The sequence below is a fragment of the Kocuria flava genome (assembly GCF_001482365.1).
Taxonomy (GTDB): Bacteria; Actinomycetota; Actinomycetes; order Actinomycetales; family Micrococcaceae; genus Kocuria; species Kocuria flava.
This window is the reverse complement of sequence record NZ_CP013254.1, coordinates 2,404,162-2,428,888: the sequence shown is the minus strand read 5'-3', so window position 1 is coordinate 2,428,888 and position 24,727 is coordinate 2,404,162. Positions and strand designations below refer to the sequence as shown.

22 protein-coding genes are annotated in these 24,727 nt (G+C 75.6%); 4 read left to right on the top strand and 18 right to left on the bottom strand.

What is annotated here, in order from left to right:
- Nucleotides 1–32 precede the first annotated feature (32 nt).
- Nucleotides 33–422, bottom strand: a complete 390-nt coding sequence (locus AS188_RS16950; RefSeq protein ID WP_058858864.1) for a hypothetical protein — start codon at nt 420–422, stop codon at nt 33–35.
- Nucleotides 423–622: 200 nt separating this feature from the next.
- Between AS188_RS16950 and AS188_RS10840 the strand changes: the two genes are divergently transcribed.
- From AS188_RS10840 to AS188_RS10830, 3 genes are all read left to right on the top strand, one after another.
- Nucleotides 623–1,114, top strand: coding sequence for an NfeD family protein (locus AS188_RS10840; RefSeq protein WP_058858863.1), 492 nt, complete (start codon nt 623–625; stop codon nt 1,112–1,114).
- 138 nt (nt 1,115–1,252) lie between these two features.
- Nucleotides 1,253–2,449: an SPFH domain-containing protein gene (locus AS188_RS10835; protein WP_058858862.1), complete on the top strand. Its 1,197-nt coding sequence runs from the start codon at nt 1,253–1,255 to the stop codon at nt 2,447–2,449.
- A 302-nt stretch (nt 2,450–2,751) separates the two neighbouring features.
- Nucleotides 2,752–3,087, top strand: coding sequence for an RNA polymerase-binding protein RbpA (locus AS188_RS10830; protein ID WP_058858861.1), 336 nt, complete (start codon nt 2,752–2,754; stop codon nt 3,085–3,087).
- Between the two features lie 103 nt (nt 3,088–3,190).
- Here the strand turns inward: AS188_RS10830 and AS188_RS10825 are convergent, their stop codons facing one another.
- The 16 genes from AS188_RS10825 to AS188_RS10750 all read right to left on the bottom strand — a co-directional run bounded on the left by AS188_RS10825 (nt 3,191) and on the right by AS188_RS10750 (nt 22,404).
- Nucleotides 3,191–3,931 (bottom strand): polyprenol monophosphomannose synthase, encoded by a 741-nt coding sequence (locus AS188_RS10825; RefSeq protein WP_058858860.1) that lies wholly within the window; start codon nt 3,929–3,931, stop codon nt 3,191–3,193.
- A 184-nt stretch (nt 3,932–4,115) separates the two neighbouring features.
- Nucleotides 4,116–5,810, bottom strand: coding sequence for an amidohydrolase (locus AS188_RS10820; RefSeq protein ID WP_058858859.1), 1,695 nt, complete (start codon nt 5,808–5,810; stop codon nt 4,116–4,118).
- Nucleotides 5,811–5,838: 28 nt separating this feature from the next.
- Nucleotides 5,839–8,670 carry a DEAD/DEAH box helicase gene (locus tag AS188_RS10815; protein WP_058858858.1) on the bottom strand — a complete coding sequence of 944 codons (2,832 nt, stop codon included), beginning with the start codon at nt 8,668–8,670 and terminating at the stop codon, nt 5,839–5,841.
- 218 nt (nt 8,671–8,888) lie between these two features.
- Nucleotides 8,889–9,782, bottom strand: a complete 894-nt coding sequence (gene tatC / locus AS188_RS10810; RefSeq protein ID WP_058858857.1) for a twin-arginine translocase subunit TatC — start codon at nt 9,780–9,782, stop codon at nt 8,889–8,891.
- Nucleotides 9,783–9,873: 91 nt separating this feature from the next.
- The gene (gene tatA, locus AS188_RS10805) at nt 9,874–10,167 is read right to left on the bottom strand and encodes a Sec-independent protein translocase subunit TatA (RefSeq protein ID WP_058858856.1); all 294 of its coding nucleotides are present in this window, start codon (nt 10,165–10,167) and stop codon (nt 9,874–9,876) included.
- Complete coding sequence (locus tag AS188_RS10800; RefSeq protein WP_058858855.1) at nt 10,160–10,522, bottom strand: hypothetical protein; 363 nt, start codon at nt 10,520–10,522, stop codon at nt 10,160–10,162. Before AS188_RS10800 ends, tatA begins: the two co-directional genes overlap by 8 nt.
- Nucleotides 10,523–10,545: 23 nt before the next feature.
- Nucleotides 10,546–12,612: a helix-turn-helix transcriptional regulator gene (locus AS188_RS10795; RefSeq protein ID WP_058858854.1), complete on the bottom strand. Its 2,067-nt coding sequence runs from the start codon at nt 12,610–12,612 to the stop codon at nt 10,546–10,548.
- Between the two features lie 11 nt (nt 12,613–12,623).
- The gene (locus tag AS188_RS10790) at nt 12,624–13,019 is read right to left on the bottom strand and encodes an FKBP-type peptidyl-prolyl cis-trans isomerase (RefSeq protein ID WP_058858853.1); all 396 of its coding nucleotides are present in this window, start codon (nt 13,017–13,019) and stop codon (nt 12,624–12,626) included.
- 111 nt (nt 13,020–13,130) lie between these two features.
- Nucleotides 13,131–14,105, bottom strand: coding sequence for an FKBP-type peptidyl-prolyl cis-trans isomerase (locus AS188_RS10785; RefSeq protein ID WP_058858852.1), 975 nt, complete (start codon nt 14,103–14,105; stop codon nt 13,131–13,133).
- 102 nt (nt 14,106–14,207) lie between these two features.
- Nucleotides 14,208–15,653 (bottom strand): Pup--protein ligase, encoded by a 1,446-nt coding sequence (pafA, locus tag AS188_RS10780; protein ID WP_058858851.1) that lies wholly within the window; start codon nt 15,651–15,653, stop codon nt 14,208–14,210.
- A 5-nt stretch (nt 15,654–15,658) separates the two neighbouring features.
- Nucleotides 15,659–15,865 carry a ubiquitin-like protein Pup gene (locus AS188_RS10775; protein ID WP_058858850.1) on the bottom strand — a complete coding sequence of 69 codons (207 nt, stop codon included), beginning with the start codon at nt 15,863–15,865 and terminating at the stop codon, nt 15,659–15,661.
- Nucleotides 15,866–15,897: 32 nt separating this feature from the next.
- Nucleotides 15,898–17,544: a depupylase/deamidase Dop gene (gene dop / locus AS188_RS10770; protein WP_058858849.1), complete on the bottom strand. Its 1,647-nt coding sequence runs from the start codon at nt 17,542–17,544 to the stop codon at nt 15,898–15,900.
- A complete protein-coding gene (gene arc / locus AS188_RS10765) occupies nt 17,541–19,274 on the bottom strand; it encodes a proteasome ATPase (RefSeq protein WP_058858848.1) in 1,734 nt (577 codons plus the stop codon). Before arc ends, dop begins: the two co-directional genes overlap by 4 nt.
- The gene (locus AS188_RS10760) at nt 19,271–20,440 is read right to left on the bottom strand and encodes a tRNA (adenine-N1)-methyltransferase (protein ID WP_083529402.1); all 1,170 of its coding nucleotides are present in this window, start codon (nt 20,438–20,440) and stop codon (nt 19,271–19,273) included. The genes arc and AS188_RS10760 overlap by 4 nt, the downstream gene beginning before the upstream one ends.
- A 93-nt stretch (nt 20,441–20,533) precedes the next feature.
- Nucleotides 20,534–21,679 (bottom strand): site-2 protease family protein, encoded by a 1,146-nt coding sequence (locus AS188_RS17690; protein WP_058858847.1) that lies wholly within the window; start codon nt 21,677–21,679, stop codon nt 20,534–20,536.
- Complete coding sequence (locus AS188_RS10750) at nt 21,676–22,404, bottom strand: HAD family hydrolase (RefSeq protein WP_058858846.1); 729 nt, start codon at nt 22,402–22,404, stop codon at nt 21,676–21,678. The genes AS188_RS17690 and AS188_RS10750 overlap by 4 nt, the downstream gene beginning before the upstream one ends.
- An 84-nt stretch (nt 22,405–22,488) precedes the next feature.
- Here AS188_RS10750 and AS188_RS10745 point away from each other — a divergent pair, with 84 nt between their 5' ends.
- Nucleotides 22,489–23,385: a PAC2 family protein gene (locus AS188_RS10745; protein ID WP_058858845.1), complete on the top strand. Its 897-nt coding sequence runs from the start codon at nt 22,489–22,491 to the stop codon at nt 23,383–23,385.
- Nucleotides 23,386–23,422: 37 nt separating this feature from the next.
- Here the strand turns inward: AS188_RS10745 and mshC are convergent, their stop codons facing one another.
- Entirely contained in the window at nt 23,423–24,685 is a 1,263-nt protein-coding gene (gene mshC / locus AS188_RS10740; protein WP_058858844.1) for a cysteine--1-D-myo-inosityl 2-amino-2-deoxy-alpha-D-glucopyranoside ligase, read from the bottom strand.
- Nucleotides 24,686–24,727 lie beyond the last annotated feature (42 nt).

The following is a 24,727-nucleotide window of genomic DNA, read 5'->3' as shown; positions in this document are numbered from 1 at the left end:
GGCGCGCGGCGGCGCCCCCGGGTGGCGCGGATTCAGCAGTCCGCGGCCGCCCGGGGCGCGTCCCGGCCCTCGACGTCGTGGTCGAGCACGTGGTCGGCGTGGAAGCTGCGGGCCAGCTCGCGCGTGCGGGCTGCCTGGCGCGCCGAGGTCCCGGGCCGGACGGTGAGGTCGACGTAGACCACGGGCCGGCCGTAGTGGGCCTCCAGGCGGGCGCGCAGCCGCTCGGCCCGCCGGTCACCCGGGCCGCACTCCCCCGTGCCGAGCAGCACCACGGCCCGCTCGACGTCGGGCTCGGCGGCGAGCCAGCGGGTCATGACGGAGGGCAGCCGGGAGCGGAGCACGGACAGGCCGAGCACGGCCGTCGCGCTGCCCGCGAGCCAGGCGCCCGCGGCGGAGACCGCCACCGAGGTCAGGGGTCGCATCCGGTGCCTCCTTCCGTTCCGGCCGGACGTGGAGCGGTGAGGGCACCGGCCGCGCCCGGTGGACGGTGACCCCACAGTAGAGATCTCAACGCGGGCACGACAGCCGCTATTCCGGGGACGCCGCGCCGCTGCGGGACCCTGTCGGTGGTCTGCGGCACAATGGGGGAACAGGTCCGGACGAGCGGGAGGGCGGGATCGGCATGTGGGAGTGGCTGGCCGAGAACGCCTGGCTGTTCTGGCTGATCGCCGTGGTCGTCCTGGCGGCGGTCGAGCTGCTGACCCTGGACTTCCTCTTCCTCATGATGGCCACGGCCGCGCTGCTGGCCTTCGGGCTCAGCTGGGTCACGGACAGCTTCGTGCTCCAGGTCGTGGCCTTCGCCGTGACCTCGGTGCTGCTGATCTTCCTCGTGCGGCCGGTCGCGCTGCGCCGGCTCAACCGGTCCACCCCGGACACCGCCTCCAACACCGACCGCCTGATCGGGCTGCCCTGCCAGGTCCTCGAGGCCGTGACCGACCGCGGCGGCCTGGTCCGGCTCGAGGGCGAGAGCTGGAGCGCCCGCTCGGTGACCGGGGAGCCGCTGCCGGCCGGCTCCGACGCCTGGGTCCACGACATCGAGGGGGCCACCGCCCTCGTCGCCCCGTACCCCGCCGCGGCCGCCGACGGCCGCCCCGCCCCGCGCCCGTCCTACTGACGTCCCGCCGACCTCGTCCCGACCCGACCACCCCGGCGCCCGGTCCGCACCGGCACCGCCGCACCCGGGGCCGGCGGCCCACCCGGCCGCCGGCCCGCACCACCGCCGACCCCGGCCCACCGCCGAGAAGGAGCCCCCGTGGACCTCGCCGTGATCGTCCTGCTCGCCCTGCTGGTCGTCCTGGCGGTGATCGTGCTGGTCCGCTCGGTGCGGATCATCCCCCAGGCCCGCGCCGGCGTGGTCGAGCGCCTGGGCAAGTATCGCACCACGCTCACCCCCGGCCTGCACTTCCTCGTGCCCTTCGTCGACCGCCTCCTGCCGCTGATCGACCTGCGCGAGCAGGTGCAGTCCTTCCCGGCCCAGTCCGTGATCACCGAGGACAACCTCGTGGTCGGGATCGACACGGTCGTCTACTTCCAGGTCACCGACCCGCGGGCGGCGACCTACGAGATCGTCGACTACATCCAGGCCGTGGACCAGCTGACCTCGGCGACGCTGCGCAACGTCGTCGGCGGGCTGAACCTCGAGGAGGCCCTGACCTCCCGCGACCAGATCAACGCCGAGCTGCGCGGGGTGCTGGACTCGACGACGGGCCGGTGGGGCATCCGCGTCTCGCGCGTGGACATCAAGGAGATCACTCCCCCGCCCTCCATCCAGGACTCCATGGAGAAGCAGATGCGCGCCGAGCGGGACCGCCGCGCGGCGATCCTCACGGCGGAGGGCGACAAGCAGGCGAGCATCCTCACGGCCGAGGGCGAGCGGCAGGCGGCGATCCTCTCCGCGGAGGGCGACGCGAAGGCCGCGATCCTGCGCGCCGACGGCGAGGCGCAGGCCATCCGCAAGGTCTTCGACTCGATCCACCGGGCCCGGCCCACGCAGAAGCTGCTGGCCTACCAGTACATCCAGACGCTGCCGAAGGTCGCCGAGGGCAGCGCCAACAAGGTCTGGATGATCCCCGCGGAGCTGGGCGACGCCCTGCGCGGGGTCGGCGAGTTCCTCTCCCGCCCCGACGCGGACGCCGGCGGGCCCGACGAGGACGGACCCGCCGCGGAGCCCGAGCCCGAGGACGTCCCGGCGGACGAGCCGATCGTGGAGCCCGTCGAGGTCCGGGTCACCGACGAGGACCTGCGCCCCGACCTCGAGCGCACCACGGTCGACCCGGACGCCTTCACGGTCCCCGGCCCCTCGAGCATCGACCCCGACGCCCCCGTGGTGCTCGAGGACCCCGTGCCCGGGCGCCCGGCGCTCGACGACGAGCGCGGTGACGGCGTGCCGGGCGCCGGGGAGACCGGTCCGGGGACGCCGGGGTCCGGAGGGAACGGTCCCGGACGGTAGGACCCGCGCTGCTGCACCCGGCGCGGCGGCCGGAGCCGCGTGCCGGCGTCCGGTCGCGCGGCTCCGGACCGCCGGACCGCGGCCGCGCGGCGGATCGGCACCGGTCCGCTCTGCGGCCCTGCGCCCCGGACGGGCCCCGACCGGCACCGACCGGGGCGCCCGGGGAACATCCGCGCCCGCTCCCGCGTTGCACTGTCCGGACCCCGGCCGCGCGCCGGCCGCCGGAGCGCCGGCGCAGGGCACGCCCCGTGGCGCGCCGGACGCCCGAAGACCACCGACCAGCCAATGGAGGAACCACCAGCATGAGCGACCGCAGCCTCAGGGGAATGCGCCTGGGCTCCCAGTCCATGGAGACCGAGGCCGGCGTCGAGCCGGCGCCGCGCCAGCGCGTGGAGTACCGCACCGCCGACGGCGAGAAGGTCGTGGTGACGTTCGCCGCGGAGGCCGAGATCCCGCCCGTGTGGGTCTCCAAGAGCGGCAAGGAAGCCGTGATCGTCAACGGCGAGAAGCCCGAGAACCCGAACGAGAAGCACCAGCGCACGCACTGGGACATGCTCCTCGAGCGGCGCAGCGTGGACGAGCTGGAGGAGATCCTGCAGCAGCGCATCGAGTACTACCGGGAGAAGCACGCGATCTGAGCGCGCCGCCCCGCGCACGTGCAGGAGGCCCCCACCCGCGACGGGTGGGGGCCTCCTGCACGTGGTGGCCGGGTCCCGGCACGACCCGGGCGGACGGTGGGTTTCAGCCCGCGCGGCCCAGCTTCCGCGCGAGCGTGCGCGCCCGGGCGCCCAGGCCCCACTGGGCGACGCGGACCACGGCTTCGCGGGTGACGTCCGGGCTCATCTTGGACACGCCCTCGGCGCGCTCCACGAAGGTGATCGGCACCTCGACGACGGTGAGCCCGGCGCGCTCGGTGCGCCAGCCGAGGTCGATCTGGAAGCAGTAGCCCTTGGAGTCCACGGAGTCCAGGCCGATCCGCTCCAGGGTCTCCCGGCGGAAGGCCCGGTACCCGGCGGTGATGTCGTTGATCCGCGAGCCCAGCAGCGTGCGGGCGTAGAGGTTGCCGCCGCGCGAGAGCAGCTGGCGCTGCAGCGGCCAGTTCACGGTCCGCCCGCCGGGGACGTAGCGCGAGCCGATGGCAAGGTCGGCGCCGCGCTCGACGGCGTCCAGGAGCAGGGGAAGCTGCTCGGGCTGGTGGGAGCAGTCGGCGTCCATCTCGACCAGGACGTCGTAGTCGCGCTCCAGGCCCCAGCGGAAGCCGGCGATGTAGGCGGCCCCCAGGCCCTCCTTGCCCGCGCGGTGCAGCACGTGGACGTTGGCGTCGGCGGCGGCGATCCCGTCGGCCAGCCGGCCGGTCCCGTCGGGGCTGTTGTCGTCCACCACGAGCACGTGGCCCTCCGGCACGGCCTGGCGCAGCCGGCGCATCACGGTCGGCAGCGACTCGCGCTCGTTGTAGGTGGGGATGACGGTCAGTACGCGCACCGGGCGGGGTCCTTTCGGGGTTCGGACAGACCACAGGGCAGGCCCTCTCGCCTTCGGACCAGGTCCGCCCTGAGGGGACACGAACCTGTTTTCTACGGACGAGCGGGCCCACCCGGCAGCAGTTGCCCAGCCTATCCTGCACCGTGCCCGCGGCCAAGAACGCCGCGGGCACGGCGGGGACGCGTCAGGCGTCGGCGCGGTAGAGCTCCACGCCGTCGAGGACGGTGCGCCGGCACTCGGGCAGGCGGTCCGTGTCCAGAGCGGGCAGCAGCGGCGTGCGGGCGCGGGGGTCGGTGCTCCAGGCGGCACCGGTGCCCTCGGCCTGCTGCACCACGAGCGCCTCGACGTCCCACACGGCGAAGGTCGCCGGCGTGCCGGGGGCGAGCTGGCCCTGCATGGGGTCGGGGGTGCGGGCGGCCCGCCAGGCCCCGCGGGTGGAGGCCAGGAACGCCGCGCGCGCGGAGATCCGCTGCCCGGGGTCGTGGTGGGCGAGGCAGGCCCGGACGGTCTCCCACGGGGACAGGCCCACCACGGGGGCGTCGCTGCCCAGGGTCACGGGCACCCCGGCCCGGTGGAAGGCGGCCAGCGGGTTCATTCCGGCGGCGCGGCCGGGGCCGAGGCGCTGCTCGTAGAGCCCGCCGGGTCCGCCCCAGGCGGCGTCGAAGCCGGGCTGGACGGAGACGGTCACGGACGCGCGGGCCAGCTGCTCGACGCCCTCGGCGTCGACCATCTCGGCGTGCTCGAGGCGGTGCCCCGCGGCGCGCAGGGCCCGCTCCCCCACGCGCTCGGCCGCGCGGTCGAGCCCCTCGAGGACCGCGTCCATGGCGGCGTCGCCGATGACGTGGAAGCCGCCCTGCAGACCGGCCTCGGTCGTGGCGGCCAGGTGGGCGCCGATCTGCCCGGCGTCGAGGTAGGTCCGGCCCGTGCTGCCCGGGGCGTCGGCGTAGGGCTCCCGCAGGGCCGCGGTGCGCGAGCCGAGGGCACCGTCGACGCACAGGTCCCCGGCGAGGCCGATCAGCGACTCGCCCCGGCGCACGGGGCGCCCGAGCAGCTGTGCGAGGGCCTCGTCGAAGCGTCCGGTCACGGCTCGGGCGCCCTCGGCGTCGGCCACGAGCTCCCCGAGGTACGGCAGGACCCGGGGCAGGGGCTCCTCGGCGCCGACGCCGTGGTTGGCCAGGGCGACCAGGCGCACGAGGTCCTGGAGCGGGGCGACCTGCGGGGCGCTGTTCTCGGCGAGGGCCGCGTACCCCCGGGAGGCGGCGTGGCGCAGGGCGAGCCGGTGCAGCTCGGTGCGCCGGCCGTCGTCGAGGTCGAGGACGGCGGTGCGGACCCGGTCGTGGGCGGCGTCCTCGACGCGGCCGTCCTCGTGCCAGCCGGCGGTGCCGGGCAGGCCCAGCCGGTGGGCCAGGCCGGTGGAGACGACCCCGGAGTGCACGTCCACGCGGGTGAGGTAGACCTCGCGCCCGCCGGCGGCGCGCTCGAGCTCCTCGGCGCGCGGGGCCCGGCGCTCGGGCCAGCCCGACTCGTCCCAGCCGGAGCCCAGGAGCACGCCCGTGCCGGTCCCGGCCGCGGCGGCGACCGCGTCGAGCAGCTCCTGCAGACCGCCGGCGCCGGAGAGGTCGAGGGTGGACAGGGCCAGGGCGGTCTCGGTGACGTGGACGTGGGAGTCGACGAAGGCGGGGGCCAGCAGCGCGCCGTCGAGGTCGACGACGTCCATCCCGGGATCCTGGATCGACGAGGCCGCCTCCTCCGAGCCGACCCAGGCGATCCGGGCGCCGTCGACGAGCACCGCGGAGGCGAACGGGTCGGCCGGGCTGTAGACCGAGCCGTTGCGGTAGAGCACGGGCCGGGCGGGCGGGGCGGGCAGGTCGGGACGCACGGGTCTCCTTCTCGGGGCGGGGCGGGGCTCAGTCGTCGAAGGCCGAGTGGGCCACGACGCCGCGGCGGACCAGGTCGATGGCGCGGCGGCACCGGGTGCGCACGGACTCGTCGAGCAGGTCGATCTTGGCGAGCTGGTCGAGCACGTCGACCACCTGCTTGGCCCAGCGCACGAAGTCGCCGGCGGCCAGCTCGGTGCCGGCCAGCGCCGTGGCCAGGGACGCGCCCCGGGCCCAGCGGTGCATGGGCTCGACGAGGCCGAAGTCCGGCTCGGCGGTGGGGCGCAGCTGGTGCTCGGTCTCCCGGTCGGTGAGCAGCGACCAGTTGCGCACCACCGTGCGGGCGGAGCGGTCCATGGCCGCGGAGGGCAGCACGGGCTGGAAGCCCTGCTCCTCGCGCTTGGCCTGGTAGGCCAGCAGGGTCACGACCGCGGCGGTGGAGGCGGGGTCGAGGCCGTCGAGGAAGCCGTCGCGCAGGCTCAGCGCCAGCAGCAGGTCGCGGTCGCCGTAGATCCGGCGCAGCTGCTCCCCGGCGCGGGTGGGCCGCACCTCGCCGTCGGGGCGGGTCTCGAGGTAGCCGAAGGACGTGAGGACCTGCGAGACCCGGTCGAAGGTCTTGGCGATCGTGTTGGTGCGGCCGGCGATCTGGCGGGCCAGGCCGTCGGTCTCCCGGCGCAGGCTCCACCAGCGCTCGGCCCAGCGGGCGTGCTGCTCGCGGTCGGAGCAGCCGTGGCAGGGGTGGGCGCGCAGGGCCCGGCGCAGCTCGGTGATGCGGCGCTCGGCCGAGGAGGTGCCGCGGTCGAACTGGGCGGCGTGCGGGCGGGCGGCGCCGGGGCGCGGGGGGCGGTGCTCGCGCAGGGCGGCGCGCACGGAGGAGGCGAGGTCGCGGCGCTCCTTGGGGGTCTTGCCCGTGAAGTGCTTGGGCACGCGGATGCGCGAGACCGGTTCGAGCGGGCCGTCGAGGTCCTGGGCCCCGACCCGGCGCACCTGGTGGTCGATCGTGAGGATCGAGGGCCGGGGGTCGTCGCGGTGGGTGTCGGTGGACAGGACCACGGCGTAGCCGGCGTTGCGCCCGCGCGGGATGTCGATGACGTCGCCGGGCAGCAGGTCGTGCAGGGAGGCCACGGCGTCGGAGCGGCGCCGGCGGGAGTCGGTCCTCTCCGCGGCCTTCTCGGCCTCCTTGAGCTCCCGGCGCAGGCCGAAGTACTCGCCGAAGTCCCCGAGGTGGCAGGTCATGGCCTCCTCGTAGCCCTTGAGCGACTCCTCCTGGGAGCGGACCCGGCGGGCGAGCCCGACCACGGAGCGGTCGGCCTGGAACTGGGCGAAGGAGGCCTCGAGGATGCTGCGGGAGCGCTCGGCCCCGAACTGGGCGACGAGGTTGACCGACATGTTGTAGGTCGGCCGGAAGCTGGAGTTCAGCGGGTAGGTGCGCTTGGAGGCGAGCCCGGCCACGGCGCGGGGGTCCATGCCGGGCTGCCAGAGCACCACCGCGTGGCCCTCGACGTCGATCCCGCGCCGCCCGGCGCGGCCGGTGAGCTGGGTGTACTCCCCCGGCGTGATGTCCACGCGGGCCTCGCCGTTGAACTTGTCGAGCTTCTCGAGCACGACGGAGCGGGCGGGCATGTTGATGCCCAGGGCGAGGGTCTCGGTGGCGAAGACGGCCTTGACGAGCCCGTCGGCGAACAGCTGCTCGACGAGCTCCTTGAACGCCGGCAGCATCCCGGCGTGGTGGGCGGCGACGCCGCGCAGCAGCCCGTCGCGCCACTCGTGGAAGCCGAGGACGTTGAGGTCGGCGGTCTCCAGTGTCGCGGCGGCCTCGGCGACGCGGGCGCGGATGGTCTGCTGCTCCCGGTCGGTGGTCAGGCGGACGTCCGCGGCCAGGCACTGCTCCACGGCGGCGTCGCAGCCGGCGCGGGAGAAGATGAACGTGATGCACGGCAGCAGCCCCTCCGCGTCGAGGCGGCGGATCAGCTGCGGGCGGGAGACCCGCCGGGTCTCGGGCGAGGGCCGGAAGCCCTCGCCGCCGTTGCGGCGGGCGTTGCGGTCGCGGGAGCGCCCGCCGGGCCCGCGGCCGCCGCGGCGGCCCCCGCGCGGGTGCTCGGCGCGCGCCAGCTGCAGCAGCTCGGGGTTGACCTCGGGCTCGTCGCGGCCGAGGCGCTCGGCGGCCTCCTCGACCGTGGTGTCGTCCACGAACAGGTCCAGCAGCCGGCTGCCGACCTGCACGTGCTGCCACAGGGGCACGGGGCGGTGCTCGGAGACGACGACGTCGGTGTCCCCGCGCACGGTGTCCAGCCACGCCCCGAACTCCTCGGCGTTGGAGACGGTCGCCGAGAGGGAGACCAGCTGCACGGACTCGGGCAGGTGCAGGATGACCTCCTCCCACACGGCGCCGCGGAAGCGGTCGGCGAGGTAGTGGACCTCGTCCATGACCACGAACCCGAGGTTCCGCAGCGTCGGGGAGTCGGCGTAGAGCATGTTCCGCAGGACCTCGGTGGTCATCACCACGACGTCGGCCTCGGAGTTCACGGAGGTGTCGCCGGTGAGCAGGCCCACGCGCCCGGCGCCGAAGGCGCGGGCGAACTCGTGGAACTTCTGGTTGCTCAGCGCCTTGATGGGGGTCGTGTAGAAGGCCTTCTGCCCCCTCGCCAGCGCCAGGTGCACGGCGAACTCCCCCACCACCGTCTTGCCGGCCCCGGTGGGGGCGGCCACGAGCACCCCGCGGCCGTCCTCGAGGCTGCGGCAGGCCTCGAGCTGGAAGTCGTCCATCGCGAAGTCCAGGCGCTGCTGGAACGCCGCCAGCTCCGTCCTCGCGTGGGCGGCGCGCTGCTTGGCGGCGAGGTAACGGTCGGCGTGGGAGGACATGGTCCCACCCTATCGCCGGGCAGGCGCCCGCCGGGCCCGCGGGCCGCCCCGTTCGCGAGGGGCCGAGCGGCCCCGGACGGGCCGGGCGGCGGGCCCGTCCGGGAACGGCACCGCGGGCCGCGCCCGAAGGGGGCGAGTCCGTTCCCGGGGGCGGAACAGCTCCCGGGGCGGGTGCCGGGTCGGGCCGAGCGCCGTGCCGAGGGGCGGGCTGGGTCCGGTCAGGCGCCGGGGTGCTCCTCGGGGTCGCGGCCGAGCCGGTCGAGGTCCTCGGCGGCGGTCGCGGCGTCGGCGCCGGCCCCGGTCGCGGCCGCGCGGCGGGCCTCCCGCCGCGCCCGCCGCCGGTCCAGCAGCAGGCACAGGACGACGGCGACGAAGAACAGCGCGAGCAGGGGCACGGCGAGGTAGAACATCGTCATGGGGTCCGGGCCCGGGGCGGCCATGGCCGAGACGAGCATGACGAGCACCACCACGACCCGCCAGCTGCGCAGGATCGTGCGCCCGGAGAGCACCCCCAGCATGTTCAGCCCCACCAGGAACACCGGCAGCACGAAGGCGACGCCGAAGGTGAGGATGAGCTGGAGGAAGAAGCGCAGGTAGGACAGGGCGTCGACCAGGTTCAGCCCGCCCGCGGGGGTGAAGGCCGTCAGCGCGTAGACCGCCGCGGGCAGGGTCAGCACCGCGGTCCCGGCCCCGGCGAGGAACAGCGGCACGGCGGCGAGCAGGAACCCGATCGCGTAGCGGCGCTCGCGCCGGTGCAGCGCGGGGGTGACGAACGCCCAGAGCTGGTAGAGCCACACCGGGCTGGCCAGCACGAGGCCCAGGACGAAGGAGACCTCGACCATGAGGCTGAAGGGCGAGCCCACGGCCGAGTAGTTGATGGTGGCCTCGCGGCCCTCGGCCTCCGTGAGCCGCTGCAGCGGCTCGGTGATGTAGGCCATGAACGGCTCGTAGAGCAGGAAGCCGCCGACCATGCCCAGGACGGTGGCCACGGCGGCCTTGATCGTGCGGTTGCGCAGCTCCCGCAGGTGCTCCGCCAGGGCCATCTGCGCCTCCGGGTTGGACCGGCGCCGGGACCGGGGCTTCTTGGGGGCGCGGGGGCTGTGCGGTGGCATGGGACCTCGGGGCGACGGGTGCGGGCGGGGACGGGGCGCGCGCGGCTCCGCCCCCCCCGCCGGGCGGGGAAGGCGGAGCCGTGACCGGCGCTCAGGCCGGGGAGCTGCCGGGGCGCTCGTCCGGGTCCCGCGGCGGGCGCGGGTCGGCGGCGGGGCGCGGGTCGGCCGGGCGCGGGTCGGCCGGGTCGCGGGTCTCGCCCTCGACCACGGTGGTCCGGCCCGCGGGCTCGTCGTCCTTCTTCATCTCCTTCACCTCGGACTTGAAGATGCGCATCGACTGGCCGAGGCTGCGGGCCATGCCCGGGAGCTTGGGGGCGCCGAAGAGCAGCAGGACGACCAGCAGGATGATGAGCAGCATCACCGGGCTGTCGAACAATCTACCCATGGAGGATTCCTTTCCGTTCGGCCCGGCGGAGGTCGCTGATCCGCTGGGGCCGGCCCGCGCGGTCCTTGCGCTCGATGCGGCGCTGCAGACGGGCGGTCGATCGTCGGTCGCGGCCGAGGCGGTAGTCGGCCAGGGCCTGCCCCACGGGTGTGAGGACGGCCGGTTCGGGCCGCGGGCGCACGGGGCGCGCCACGGCGGCGGCGTCCCAGCGGCCGCCGAGGTCCTCGGCCGCGGACTCCGCCTCGTGCAGCACGGCCAGGCCGCGGCGCACGACCCGCCAGAGCAGCAGCCCCAGGACCACGGCACCGGCCAGGACGAGCACCGTCCACAGCAGGACCCAGGACCACCAGAGCATGACCCCCAGTATAGGCGCGGCGCTCACCCGGCCCCGGCCCCGTCGTAGCCCGTCAGCGCAGAGTTCACCCAGAGTTCGACCTGTTCGGCCACGGCCTCCGGTCCGGCCACGGCCAGCTGCCCGCCGTAGCGGGTGACCAGCGAGCAGACGGCCTCGGCGGTCTGGAACCCGACGAGCGCCGCCTCGTGCTCCCCGGCCGGGCCGGTGCGCGGGGCGTCCGGGGGGCGGACCACGGCGGTGCGCACGGCGTGGTACTGGTCGGCGATCCACCGGCTGCGCCGGTCGGTGATCAGCACCACCTCGACGGTGTCCGGGGTGCCCGGGGCCGGGGGCAGCGCCCCGGCGGCGTCCCGGGCCGCGGCCGGGCGCTCCCCCGCCGGTCCGGCGTCCTCGACCGAGGAGATCCGGTCCAGGCGGAAGCTGCGCATCCCCTCGGCCTCCAGGCACCAGGCGCGCACGTACCAGTGGGTGTTGGAGGAGAACACCTGCACGGGGTCGACCACCCGCTCGGTGAGCTCGTCGCGGGAGGGCACCACGTAGCGGATCCGCAGCCGCCGCCCCTGCTCCACGGCCCGGCGCACGGTGGCCATGACGTCGGCCAGGGCCGCGGCGGGGGCGTCGGTCGTGGGCCGGGCGCCGACCGCGTTGGCCAGCCCGGTGGCGTCCCCGGCCGCGCCGGCGACCTTCGCGATGGCCGAGGCCACCGCCTCGGAGTCCCCGCCGGGGACGGTGCGCAGGGTCTGCAGCCCCACCAGCAGCGCCGAGGCCTCCGGCTGCGTCAGCCGCACGGGGTCGGAGAGCTCGTCGGCGTTGGAGAGGTAGACGTGGCCGTCGTCCCAGGAGGCGTCGATGAGCTGGTCGGGCATGTGCCCGGGCTTGCCGCACACGAACAGGGTGTTGAGGTCGGCGATCAGCTCCTGGTCGGTGATCCCGAAGCGGCGGGCGGTCTCCTCCAGCTCGGCGCCCTGGTGGGCGTAGACCCACCGGACGATCTCCAGCAGCCGGGAGAGGTGGTCGGCCGTCGAGAGCTTGTTGCGGGTGGCCTTGCGGGAGCGCACCGTCCAGTCGACCTCGACCCCGCGGAAGCGCGCGTGCGCGGCGGCGGCCGCCCGCAGGCGGCGCACCACGGCGGCGCGGACCTCGGCCTGCAGGGTCGGGGCGGTGCCGTCCCCCTCGGCGGGCACGACGACGCCGGGACCTGCCGCGGCGATCTCCTCGGCGAGGATCTCGGTCTCGGCGAAGGGGATGTGCAGCACGTCGGCGCCCCCGGGGCCGGCGCCGGCCTCGCAGGTCGAGGCCATGCGCCGCAGCATCAGGGCGTGGCCGGGGCGGGCCAGGACCGCGACGGTGCGCGCGGGGGCGTGGGAGACCATCGCGGACAGCGCCTCGTTCATGGAGAAGTCCGCCGGCGGGTCGAACTGCCGCCGCGTGACCGTCACGTCGGAGACGATCCGCGACAGCCGGAAGGTCCGCGAGTCCTGCCGGTCGAGGTCCCAGCCCACCACGTACCAGTTGCCGTAGCGGGAGCCGATCCCCCACGGGCGCACCCGGCGGGTGGTCAGGGTGTCGGTGGAGCGGGCGAGGTAGTCGAAGCGGACCTCGCGGTGGCGGACCACCGCCGAGAGCAGCGGTTCGAAGGACGGCTCGTGGGCGGTGAGCGTGGGCTGCAGCAGCGGCGGGGCGTCGTCGTCGGGCAGGCCGTCGATCGCGGGCTCGAGCTTGCGCAGCGCCCGGCGGGCGAGCTCCCCCAGGGAGGCGTCCGTCCAGGCGTTGGCGGCCAGGGCGAGCACCGCCGACTCCTCGGCGGTGAAGCGCAGCGGCGGCAGCGTGAAGGACCCGCGCGGGATCCGGTACCGGTGCCCGTGGGTGTCGTCCGGGAAGAGGGGGTCGTCGGCGACCTCCTCGATGGGGTAGCCCAGATCGCGCAGCTCGGCCTTGTCGCGCTCGAACATCCGCTCGAACGCCTCCTCCGAGGCGGACTCCGCGTACGACGGAACGGCCTCCCGAAGCTCGGCGCGCGTGTACCCGCGCTCGCGGGAGACCAGGGCGATGAGCAGGTTGAGAAGCCGCTCCGTCGATCGGGCTGCCATCCGGGGGGTCCTCAGCGGACGTCGAGGAGGTCCACCACGAAGATCAGCGCCTCGTCGGGGCCGATGACCCCGCCGGCGCCCCGGGAGCCGTAGGCCATCGCGGCAGGGATCTCGAGGCGGCGGCGCCCGCCGACCCGCATCCCCAGCAGGCCCTGGTCCCAGCCCTGGATGACCTGGCCGATGCCCACGGTGAAGTCCAGGGGCTGACCGCGGTTCCAGGAGGCGTCGAACTCCTCGCCGCCGGAGAAGGTCACCCCGACGTAGTGGCAGGAGATCTGCTTGCCCGCGGTCGCCTCGGCGCCGGTGCCCTCGATCAGGTCGGTGATCACCAGCTCGGTGGGGGCCTCCCCCTCGGGGAAGTCGATCTCCGGCTTGGTGCGGTCGAGCTTGCGCTCTCCGAAGGACATGGCTGCTCCTGGAGGGGTCGGGGCGGCCGGTCGGCCGCCGGTGGGAGGACGCGGGGCTCCGGCCCCGCGGCGGGGCCGGAGCCCCACCGGGCCACGATAGCGGACGGGAGGCTACTCCCCGGACCCGCCGGCCTTCCCGGACGGGGCGGCGGAGGGCTCGCCGGTGGGCTCGGCGGCGGGGGCCTCCGGGGTGTCGACGGCGGCGAGGACGTCGACGACGAACAGCAGCGAGCCGGCCGGGTAGGTCGAGTCCTTCCCCAGCTCCTTCTTCGTGCCGTAGGCCTGGTCGACCGGGACGGACAGGACCACGCGGGAGCCGGTCTTCTTCCCGACCAGGCCCTTCTGCCAGCCCTCGATGACGTTGTCCAGGGCGAAGGCGGCGGGGGTGCCGTTCTCGTAGGAGGAGTCGAAGGTCTTGCCGTCGGACCAGGCGACGCCGACGTAGTTGGCCACGACCGTGTCGCCCTCGGCGACCTCCTCGCCGTCGCCCTCGATGAGGTACTCCGAGACGAGCTTGCCGGGGGCCTTGCCCTCGGGCTTCGCGATCTGCGGGACGCCCTCCTCGTTCTCGGTCACCTCCGGCAGGCCCTTCGGGACGTCCTCCATCTCGCCCTCCACGCCGGCGGGGATCTTCTTGACGACCTCGTAGACCTCCACGGAGGTGGACTCGTCGCCGGCGGCCCCGGCCGTCTGCGGGGAGGAGTAGGCGATGATCGCGCCCTCCCTGGCGTCCACGAGGGCGTCGTACATCTCGGGGATGGACTCCTTGAGCCCCTCCTCCACGCGCAGCACCTGGCCGGCGCCCTGGGAGTAGGTCTCGCCGATCGAGGAGCCGTCCGAGCCCTTGAACAGGGCCGCCTGCAGCAGGATGGTGTCGCCCTCGCCGAGCTCCTCCCCCTCGCCCTCGCGCAGGACCTTGGCCCCGGCCTCCTCGACGTTCATCGGCGTCTCGAAGGACACGGAGGGCGCGGTGCCCTCGGCCGGGTCGCCCTCGAGCTCGACGGAGTCGACGCCGGGACCGGAGCAGCCCGCCAGCACGAGCGCAAGGGACAGGGCGGCACCGGTGGTGGTCAGGGTCTTTCGCACAGGTTTCTTCCTCCGGGGGGAACGGGTGGGGCGGCACGGGCCGTCGGCGGCCGCGCCCAGCCTAGTGCAGGGCGCTGGACGCCGCCTGGACGGGCCCGGCGCTCAGAGCACGGGGGTGTCCCCGTGGGGCGCGGCCGGGCCCGCGCCGGCGGGGCGCAGGGAGTCGATGAGGGCGTCGGCCTCGGCGCTGACGGCCGCGAAGGGGTCCTGGCACACGACGGTGCGCTGGGCGCGGTCGTTGACCTTCAGGTGCACCCAGTCGACCGTGTAGTGGTGGCCCGAGGCCACCACGGCCTCCACGAAGCGCCCGCGCACGGCCGCCCGGGTGGGCGGGGGCGTGCGGGTGGCCGCCTCGACCCGCTCGGCCGGCACGAAGCGGGCGGCGAGGCCGCGGCGCTCGAGCAGGTCGAACAGCCCCCGCCCCGGGGCGGTGTCGTGGTAGGCGAGGTCGAGCTGCGCCAGCCGCGGGGAGGCCTCGTCGAGGCCGTGGCGGGCGGCGTAGTCGTCGAGCAGCCGGCGCTTGATCGCCCAGTCCAGCTCGGTGTCCACCGCGGAGGCGTCCCGGCGGGCGACGGCCTCGAGGCCGCGCTCCCACAGGTCGAGCACCCACGGGACGCGGTCGTGGTGGGCGCCCTCCCGGTCCACGAAGTCGCGGGCGGCCTCGAGGTGCTCGCGCTGCAGGTCCAGGGCCGAGCGGCGGCTGCCGTCGGCGAGCGCGACGCGGGTGGTGCCGGTGAGGTCGTGGGAGATCTCGCGCAGGGCGCGGACGGGGTCGGCGAGGGTGCGGTCGGGCATGATGCGCCCGGCCTCGATCATGCGCAGGACGAGGTCGGTGGTGCCGATGCGCAGGGCGGTGGTGGTCTGGGACATGGTGGAGTCCCCGACGATCACGTGCAGGCGGCGGTGGTGCTGGGGGTCGGCGTGGGGTTCGTCGCGGGTGTTGATGAGGGGCCGGGAGCGGGTGGTGGCGGAGGAGGAGGCCTCCCAGATGTGGTCGGCGCGCTGGGAGAAGGAGTAGCTGGGGGCGCCGGGGGTGCCGAGGGCGGTGGTGCCGAACTGCTCGGGGCCGGTGGGGTGGAGCTTCCCGGCGCCGACGAGCAGCTGGCGGGTGACGAGGAAGGGGATGAGCACGGCGAGCAGGCGGGGGAAGCCGGTGCGGCGGGCGATGAGGTAGTTCTCGTGGGAGCCGAAGGAGTTGCCGCGGGAGTCGACGTTGTTCTTGAACAGGTAGAGGCTGCCGGGCGCTCCTTCCTCGGCGAGGGCGTGCTCGGCGCGGCGGCGGAGGTCGTCGAGGATCAGCTCGCCGGCCTTGTCCTGGGCGACGAGGTCCTCGAGGGTGGCGCACTCGGCGGTGGCGTACTCGGGGTGGGAGCCGACGTCGAGGTAGAGGCGGCCGCCGTTGGGCAGGAACACGTTGGAGGACCGGCCCCAGGCGACGACGGGGGCGAAGAGGCGGCGGGCGGCCTCCTCGGGGGGCAGGGGGCGGGCGCGGGGGGCGCTGTGGGCGAGGCCGAACTCGGTCTCGATGCCGTAGATCCTGCGGTCCATGGGGGCTACTGGCCGCCCTTCTGCACGAAGCCCTTGACGAACTCCTCGGCGTTGGTCTCGAGGACGCCGTCGATCTCGGCGAGGAGGTCGTCGGTGGTGCCGGTGGTGGGGGTGGTCTGCGCGGTGGGGGCGGTGGGTGCCGGGGCGGGGTCGGGCAGGTCGGTGTCCTCGCGGCGGCGCTCGCCGGTGCCGAAGATGCGTTCCTGGGCCATGGGGGTCCTCCTGGTGGGTGCGGTGGGTGGTCTCAGCCGAGGGCGCCGGTGCGCACGAGGCCGGGGTGGGCCGCGGCGAGGGCGGTGACGAGGTCCTCGGCGCCGGTGGCGGCCCCGAGCAGGGCGTCGGTCTCGGGCCGGGTGAGGGCGAGGGGTTCGGGCATGGTGATGCGGGCCCCGCGCGGGGCGGTGCCGGGGGGCGTGGGCAGGGTGAGGGAGACGGAGTCCCAGTTGGCGGCGGCGACGGCGTCGGGGAAGCGGGCGACGAGGCGGCCGCGGAACCAGGCGCGGGTGTCCTCGGGGGGCCGGTCGGCGGCCTCGGCGATCCGGTGGCCGTCGAGGAGGGTGCGCATCCGTCCGGCGGCGACGAGGCGGTGGTGGAGGCTCTTCTCGGGGCGGACGTCGTGGTACTGGAGGTCGACGAGGGTCATGCGGGGGTCGTCCCAGGCGAGGCCGTCGCGGCGGCGGTAGCCCAGGAGCAGGGCGTGCTTGGCGACCCAGTCGAGGCGGTCGGCGAGGGAGAGGGGGTCCGTCTCGAGGGCGTCGAGGACCTCCGCCCACAGGTCGAGGACCTCGCGGGTGTCCTCGTCGGGGGTGCCGCCGGCGTGCTCGTGGGCGCGGGCGGCGTCGAGGTAGAGCCGCTGCAGCTGCACGCCGGTGAGCTCGCGGCCGTCGCGCAGGGGCACGGTGGCGCGCAGGTGGGGGTCGTGGCTGATGGTGCGCAGCGCGGCGACGGGGTCGGCGAGCGCGGCGTCGGGGGCGGCGCCGGCCTCGATGAGCCCGAGCACGAGGGCGGTGGTGCCGAACTTCAGGAGGGTGGAGGTGTGGGCGAGGTTGGCGTCGCCGATGATCACGTGCAGGCGGCGGTGGTGGCCGGGGTCGGCGTGGGGTTCGTCGCGGGTGTTGACGAGGGGGCGGTGGACGGTGGTCTCGAGGCCGATCTCGCGCTCGAAGAAGTCGGCGCGCTGGGAGATCTGGAAGCCGGGGCGCTCGCCGCGGGGGCCGAGGCCGACGCGGCCGGCGCCGCAGAGGACCTGGCGGGAGGCGAAGAAGGGCAGGAGGCCGGCGGCGAGGTCGGGGAAGGGCACGGAGCGGGGCACGAGGTAGTTCTCGTGGGCGCCGTAGGAGACGGACTTGTTGTCGGTGTTGTTCTTGTAGAGGTTCACGGCGGGCAGGCCGGTGTGCTCGGCGGAGGCGGCGAGGGCGCGCACGGCCTCGAGGGCGATGCGGTCGCCGGCGGCGTCCCAGCGCAGGGCGTCGCGGGGGGTGGTGACCTCCGGGGAGGAGTACTCGGGGTGGGAGTGGTCGACGTAGAGGCGGGCGCCGTTGGGCAGGACGGTGTTGGTGACGGGCCGGTGGGCGGTGTCCTCGGCCCACAGGCCGGTCTCGGTGAGGGCCTCGGCGGCGATCTCTTCGGCGGTGAGCACGGGGGCGGTGTCGGTGAGCTGGTCGGGGCGGGCGTGCTCGCGGGCGAGGGTGTGGCCGCGGGCGTCGGTGAGGGGCTGCTCGCCGTGGTAGTCCCAGCCGGTGGTGGTGCCGGTGGCGCCGAGGCGGCGGCGGACGAGGGCGGCGTAGGCGGTGACGACCTGGGTGGAGAGCACGGCGGGGTTGGCGGCGGGGTGGGCGGGGGCGAGGACGCCGTACTCGGTCTCGGCGCCCATGACGCGGTGGACGCTCACGGGGTCTCCTCCCGGGGGCCGGAGGGGTGGGGGTCGCGGTGGAGGACCACGCGCAGGTCGGTGATGGTGTCGCCGCGGCGTCCGGAGATGCGGGCCCAGTCCTCGGGGTTGGCGGTGTTGGGCAGGTCCTGCTGCTCGTGGAACTCCTCGTCGACGGCGCGCACGAGGTGCTCGCGGGTCAGGCCGCGGCGGCCGGTGGTGAGCAGGTCCTTGATGGCCTGCTTCTTGGCGCGGTCGACGACGTTGCGGATCACGGCCCCGGAGGTGAAGTCGCGGAAGTGGAGGGTCTCCTCGGTGCCGTCGCGGTAGCTCAGGTGGAGGAACTGCGTCTCGGGGCTGCGTTCGTACATGCGTTCGACGGCGGCGTCGACGAGGGCGGCGACGGCGCCGGGGCGGGAGCCGGCGGCGGTGACCTCGTGCTCGGCCAGGGGCAGGTCCTCGGTGACGTACAGGCGCAGGATCTCGCGGGCGCCGGCGGCGTCGGGGCGGTCGATGCGGATCTTCACGTCCAGGCGCCCGGGGCGCAGCACGGCGGGGTCGATCATGTCCTCGCGGTTGGTGGCGCCGATGACGATGACGTTGTCGAGCCGTTCCACGCCGTCGATCTCGGTGAGCAGCTGGGGGACGATGGTGGTCTCGACGTCGGAGGACAGCCCGGAGCCGCGCACCCGGAAGAGGGAGTCCATCTCGTCGAAGAACACGACGACGGGGATGCCGCGGGCGGCCTGCTCGCGGGCGCGCAGGAAGATCGCGCGGATCTGGCGCTCGGTCTCCCCGACGTACTTGTCCAGCAGCTCGGGGCCCTTGATGTTGAGGAAGTAGCCCAGGGCCCGCTCGCGCCCGGCGCGGTCGGCGGCGCGCTCGGCGAGGGAGCGGGCGACGGCCTTGGCGATGAGGGTCTTGCCGTTGCCGGGCGGGCCGTAGAGGAGGATGCCCTTGGGCGGGGTCAGCCCGTGCTCGCGGTAGAGGTCGGGGTGGACGAAGGGCAGCTCGACGGCGTCGCGGATCTGCTCGATCTGGGGGCCGAGCCCGCCGATGTCGTCGTAGGAGACGGCCGGGACCTCCTCGAGCACGAGCTGCTCGACGTCGGTGCGCTCGACGGGCTCGAGGGCGAAGCCGGTGCGGTGGTCGATGGTCACGGCGTCGCCGATCTCGGGGCGCTGCCGGCGCAGCCGCCCGGACAGCAGCAGCACCCGCTCCTCGTCCGAGCGCCCGACGGTGAGCACGCGGTCGTGGTCGACGATCTCCTTGACGGTGGCGATCTCCCCGGTCTGCTCGTAGTCGAGCACGGCGCCGACGACGTAGTTCTGGTCCAGCAGCACCTGGCGGCCGGGCTCGCACGCGGTGAGGGCCACGAGGGGGCTCACGGCCACGCGCATCCGGCGCCCGGCGACGAGGACGTCGAGGGTGGGGTCGGTGACGGCCGGCCCGGAGCCGGTGTCCTGGCCCACGGGCCGGCGCCCGGGGTTGGCGGCCAGGACCGTGCCCTGGCTCAGCGGCGGCACGAGGTCGTTCTCCAGGGCGCGCTTGAGCCGCTGGATCTCGGCGCGGGTGGCGTCGAGCAGGCGGGCGAGCTTCTGGTTCTGCGTCCCGGCGGTGGCCAGCTGCTTGTCCAGGGCCCGCTTCTGGTCGCGCAGGATGTTGACCTGCCGCTGGGCGTTGGTCAGCGCCCGCCGGGTCTCCTCGGCGGCCTCGGGGTGGGCGGGGGCCGGTCGGGGGGTCTCGGTCACGGCCGGTCCTCCTGCTCCTCCGCGGGCTCCTGCGCGCGAGCGCCGTGGGGCGCGGGGGCCTGCGGTGGCCCGGGCGCCGCGGCGCCCGGGGTCCCGCCGGTCGGGGTCCCGTCCTCCGGGTCCCGGTCGGCGGGCCCGGCCCCGGCGGCGCGCTCGGCCAGGGAGCGGGCGTCGCGGGCGGCCCGGCGCAGCTTCTTGTCGGAGGCCTCCCGCTCCCCCAGCGCGACCGGGGTCCAGGCGTCGAGGTCCTCCTGGGAGAACTCCGACTTGGAGGCCCGCCGCTTCGGGGCCAGCCGCTCGGCGCCGTCGGCCAGGCGCCGGGCGGTGAGCAGGAACCCGGTGTGGGCGACCATGCGGTGGTCCGGGCGCACGGCCAGGCCCTCCACGTGCCAGCCGCGCACCATCGTCTCGGAGGCGTCGGGCTCGGTGAAGCGCCCGTCGGCGCGCAGCGCCTCGGCGGTGCGGGAGAGCTGGGTGACGGTGGCCACGTAGCAGATCACGACCCCGCCGGGGGTCAGCGCCTGCGCCACGGCGTCGAGGCACTCCCAGGGGGCGAGCATGTCCAGCACGACCCGGTCCACCGAGCCGGGGGCCTCGTGGGCGCCGAGCTCCTCGGCCAGGTCCCCCAGGGTGATCCGCCAGGCCGGGTGCGGGCCCCCGAACATCGTCTCGACGTTGCCGCGGGCGATCTCGGCGAACTCCTCGCGCCGCTCGAAGGAGTGCAGCCGCCCCCGGTCGCCCACGGCCCGCAGCAGCGAGATCGACAGCGCCCCGGAGCCCACCCCGGCCTCCACGACCCGGGCGCCGGGGAAGATGTCGGCCATGGTCACGATCTGACCGGCGTCCTTCGGGTAGACCACCGCGGCCCCGCGCGGCATCGAGAGCACGAAGTCCTTCAGCAGCGGGCGCAGCGCCTGGTAGCGGAACCCGGCGGAGTTCTCCACCACGGTTCCCTCCGGGTGCCCGATCAGCTCCCGGTGGGCCAGCACGCCGCGGTGGGAGTGGAACTCCCCGCCCTCGGCGAGGGTGATCGTGTTCATCCGGCCCCGCTCGTCGGTCAGCTGCACGCGCTCGCCGGGGCGGAAGGGCCCCCGCCGCAGCTCGGCCCCGGTCGGGGCGGACGGCGCGGCGGTCTCGGTCGCGGTCGGGTCGGCGGGAGGGGTCATCGGCTCACTTCCAGGGGCGGTGGTGCTCACGGGCGGACGGGGACGGGAGCGCGGCCCCGCGGTCCCCGCCCCCATTGTGTCACCGCCCGCGGCTCAGCCGGTCAGGCGCCGCTCGAGGGCCGCCGTCTCGAGCACCCCCACGACCGCCCCGTCCGCGGCGGTGACCACCCACCGCGGGTGGGGGCGGGCGGCGACGGCGCGCAGCAGCGCCTCCTCCCCCAGCTCCGCGGCGAGCACGGCGTCGGCGTCGACCCCGTGCACGACCGCCGTCAGCGGGGTCTCCCCCCGCCGCGGCCCCGGCACGGCGTCGGCCGCCGCGGCGGCGAGGACCCCCACGACCCCCCGGTCGGGGTCGACCGCCACGACCTGCGGCACGGCCGTGCCCGGGGCGCGCCCCTCCAGCCAGTCCAGGACCCGCCGGTCGGTCTCGGCCAGGGAGGCCCGGGCGTCCACCGCGAGCGCCGTGCGGGCCAGGGACCCGGCGGTGAGCCCGTGCAGGCGGGAGAGCACGGCGGCCTGGCGCAGGGAGGCGGTGGCGCCCTGCCACATGAACACGGTCACGAGGACGGTGACGACGAGGGTGGGGGCGTGGCGCCAGGCGCCGGTGGCGGCGACCCACACGAGCAGCCCGGCGGCCAGGGCGCGCCCGGTCCAGGCGGCCACGGCGGTGCCGCGGGACTCGCGGCCGGTGGCGGCCCACACGAGGGCCTCGACCACGCGCCCGCCGTCCAGGGGCAGGCCGGGCAGGACGTTGAAGACCCCGACGATGAGGTTGGCCCAGGTGGTGAGGTCGAGCAGGACCCAGCCGAGGCCGGGGCCGGGGTCGGCGGCGCGCAGCAGCGCCCAGCCGGCGGCGGCGAGGGCGAGGTTGACGGCGGGGCCGGCGAGGGAGACCACGGCGGAGGCCAGGGGCGTGGTGCGCACCTCTCCGAAGTGGGTGTGCCCGCCGAGGAGGGTGAGCACGATCCGGCCGGTGGGCCAGCCGAAGGCGCGGCCGGTCCAGGCGTGGGCGAGCTCGTGCAGGAGCACGGACAGGGCCAGGGTCACGGCGAAGCCCAGGGCGGCGGCGTAGGCGAGGGCGCCCATCCCGGGGTAGGCGCGCAGCAGCACGGGGGTGTAGAGCAGCACGGTCACGGCGGCGATGACGAACCAGGACCAGGACAGGGTGACGGCGACCCCGCCGATGCGTCCCAGGGGGATGCCCGGGGACCGGGGGGCGGCGGGGGCGGGCCCGCTCACGGGCGGGCCCGGGCCACGAGCCGGCCGAGGTCCTCGGGGCCGACCCCGGCGAGGGTGGGCAGCACGTGGTGGGCCCCGGCGTCGTCGACGGGCACGAGGTGGGGGACGGCGAGCGTGCACAGCCCGGCGGCGGTGGCCGAGCGGATGCCGGTGCGGGAGTCCTCGACGGCGAGCATGCGGGCCGGGTCCGGGGGCCCGGCGGGGTGGCGGGACAGGGCGGCGGCGGCGCGCAGGTAGGGGTCGGGGGCGGGTTTGGCGGGGTGGCCGAGGTCCCCGGTGACGACGACGTCGAAGACGCCGGGGCCGCCGAGGGAGGCGATGACGACCTCGGCCAGGGGTGCCTCGCTGCTGGTGACCAGGGCCAGCGGCACGCCCCGGGCGCGCAGGGCCTCGACGAGCTCGCGGGCGCCGGCGCGGTGGACGGTCCGGGCGCGGGTGGCGGCCACGACGCGGGTCAGCAGCTCGTCGACGATCGCGCGCACCCCCAGCCGCACCCCGGCCCGGCGCAGCTCGGCGGCGGCGTCCTCCAGGCCCCACCCGACCAGGCGCAGGGAGTCGGTCTCGGTCCAGGACCCGCCGTGGTCGGCGACGAGCTGGGCCTCGGCGGCGAACCAGGAGGGCTCGGTGTCCACGAGCGTGCCGTCCATGTCGAAGAGCACGGCCGAGGGCAGCGCGCACGGGCGCGTGCCGGGGGGTGTCAGGGGTGGTGCGGCGGGGTGGGGCATGGGGCCCATCGTAGTTCTCGCAACACGGGCACCGGCCCCGACCGGGCCTCTTGTCGCGGGGGGCGCTGAGCGTAGGGTGGGGGCGTGAGCGAATTCGACGAGACGCCCCCCGCCCCGCAGGCCGGGCCTTTCGGCGTCGTCCGCGAGGGCGAGGACCCGGAGCGCGTGACCGTGCTGGTCGCCGCCTTCGAGGGCTGGAACGACGCCGGGGACGCGGCCACCGACGCGGTGAAGTTCCTCGCCGAGCACCTCGGGGCCCGGGACGTCTTCGAGGTCTCCTCCGACGACTACTACGACTACCAGTTCTCCCGCCCGATCGTGCGCCGGGCGGCCACCGGCGAGGTGAAGATCGTCTGGCCCACCACCCGCCTGTCCACGGCCAGCGTGCCGGGCACGAACCTGGACCTGGTGCTGCTGCACGGGTGGGAGCCGTCCTACCGGTGGCGGGCGTTCACCGCCGAGCTGCTGGAGCAGGCGACGCTGTTGGACGTGGACTTCGTGGTGATGGTCGGGGCGCTGCTGGCCGACGTCCCGCACACCCGCCCGATCCCGGTCTCGAAGACCTCCGACACGGAGGAGCTGCAGGAGGAGCTGCACATCGACTCCTCCCCGTACGAGGGCCCGACCGGGATCGTGGGGGTGCTCTCCCACATGGCCTCCCTGGGCGGGTTCCCCACGCTGAGCCTGTGGGCCGCGGTGCCCCACTACGTCGCGCAGTCGCCCTCGCCCAAGGCGGAGCTGGCGCTGCTGCGCGAGCTCGAGGAGCTGCTGAGCCTGACCCTTCCGCTGGAGACGATCGCCGAGGACGCCGAGGCCTGGGAGCGCGGGGTCAACGAGCTGGCCGCCGACGACCCGGAGATCGCCGCCTACGTCCAGCAGCTCGAGGAGGCCAAGGACACCACGGACCTGCCCGAGGCCACCGGCGACGCCATCGCCCGGGAGTTCGAGCGCTACCTGCGCCGCCGCCGCGACGAGCGCTGAGCCCGGCGGGGATCCCCCGCCGGGCCCGGCGCGGGTGTCAGAGCACGAGGCCCAGCCGGGCCTCCACGAGCGCACGCACCAGCCCGGCGTCCTCGGCCGAGGCCTCGGCGGTGCCGGTGAGAGCGGCCGCGGCCCAGTCGTCCAGGGCCGCCAGCGCCGCCGGGGCGTCGAGGTCCTCGGCCAGGGCGGCGCGCACCCGCTCCAGCAGCGGGGCCGCGGACCCGGCCGGGGCCACGCCCAGGGCGCGGCGCCAGGTGTCGAGGCGGGCGACGGCGGTGGCCAGGCCCAGGGCGGTCCAGGACCAGTCCTCCCGGTAGCGGTGGGCGAGGATCGCGGTGCGGATCGCCGCCGGCTCCACGCCCTCGGCGCGCAGCCGGGAGACGAGCACCAGGTTCCCGCGCGACTTCGACATCTTCTCGCCCTCGAGCCCGACCATGCCGGTGTGCAGGAAGTGCTCGGCCATGGGCCGGCCGGTCAGGGCCGAGCAGTGCCCCGCGCCCATCTCGTGGTGGGGGAAGACGAGGTCGGAGCCCCCGCCCTGGACGGTGAAGGGGGCGGGCAGGTGGTGCAGGGCGATCAGGGAGCACTCGATGTGCCAGCCGGGCCGGCCCGGCCCGAGCCCGCCGCCGTCCCAGGAGGGCTCCCCGTCCCGGGCGGCCCGCCACAGCAGCGGGTCCAGCCGGTGGCGCTTGCCCGGGCGCTCGGGGTCCCCGCCGCGCTCGGCGAACAGCGGCAGCATCTGATCGGCGTCCAGCCCGGAGATCTCCCCCAGCGTCCACGCCTGCCCGCCGGCGGCCTCCACGTCGAAGTAGACGTCGCCGTCGGGCTCCCCGCCGGTGCCGGGGACCCGGTAGGCCGTCCCGCGCTCGAGCAGCTGCTCGACGGCCGGGACGATCCACGCCACGGACTCGGTGGCCCCCACGTAGTGCTGGGGCGGCAGGACGTTGAGGGCGGCCATGTCCGTGCGGAACAGCTCCGTCTGCTCGGCGGCCAGCTCCCGCCAGTCCACCCCGGTCGCGGCGGCGCGCTCGAGCAGGGGGTCGTCGACGTCGGTGACGTTCTGGACGTAGTCGACCGGGGTGCCGGCGTCGAGCCAGGCCCGGTGCAGCAGGTCGAAGGCCACGTAGGTGGCCGCGTGCCCCATGTGCGTGGCGTCGTAGGGGGTGATCCCGCACACGTACAGGCTCGCCCGCTCCTGGCGCGGCAGCGCGACGGCCCGCCGCAGCCGGGTGTCCTGCACGACCGGCAGGGGTGCCTCGCCGGGCAGGTCGGGGACGGGACGGGCGGACCAGGCTCTCATGCTCACCTCGTGGGAAGGGGTTCGGGGACGGGGCCGCGCACG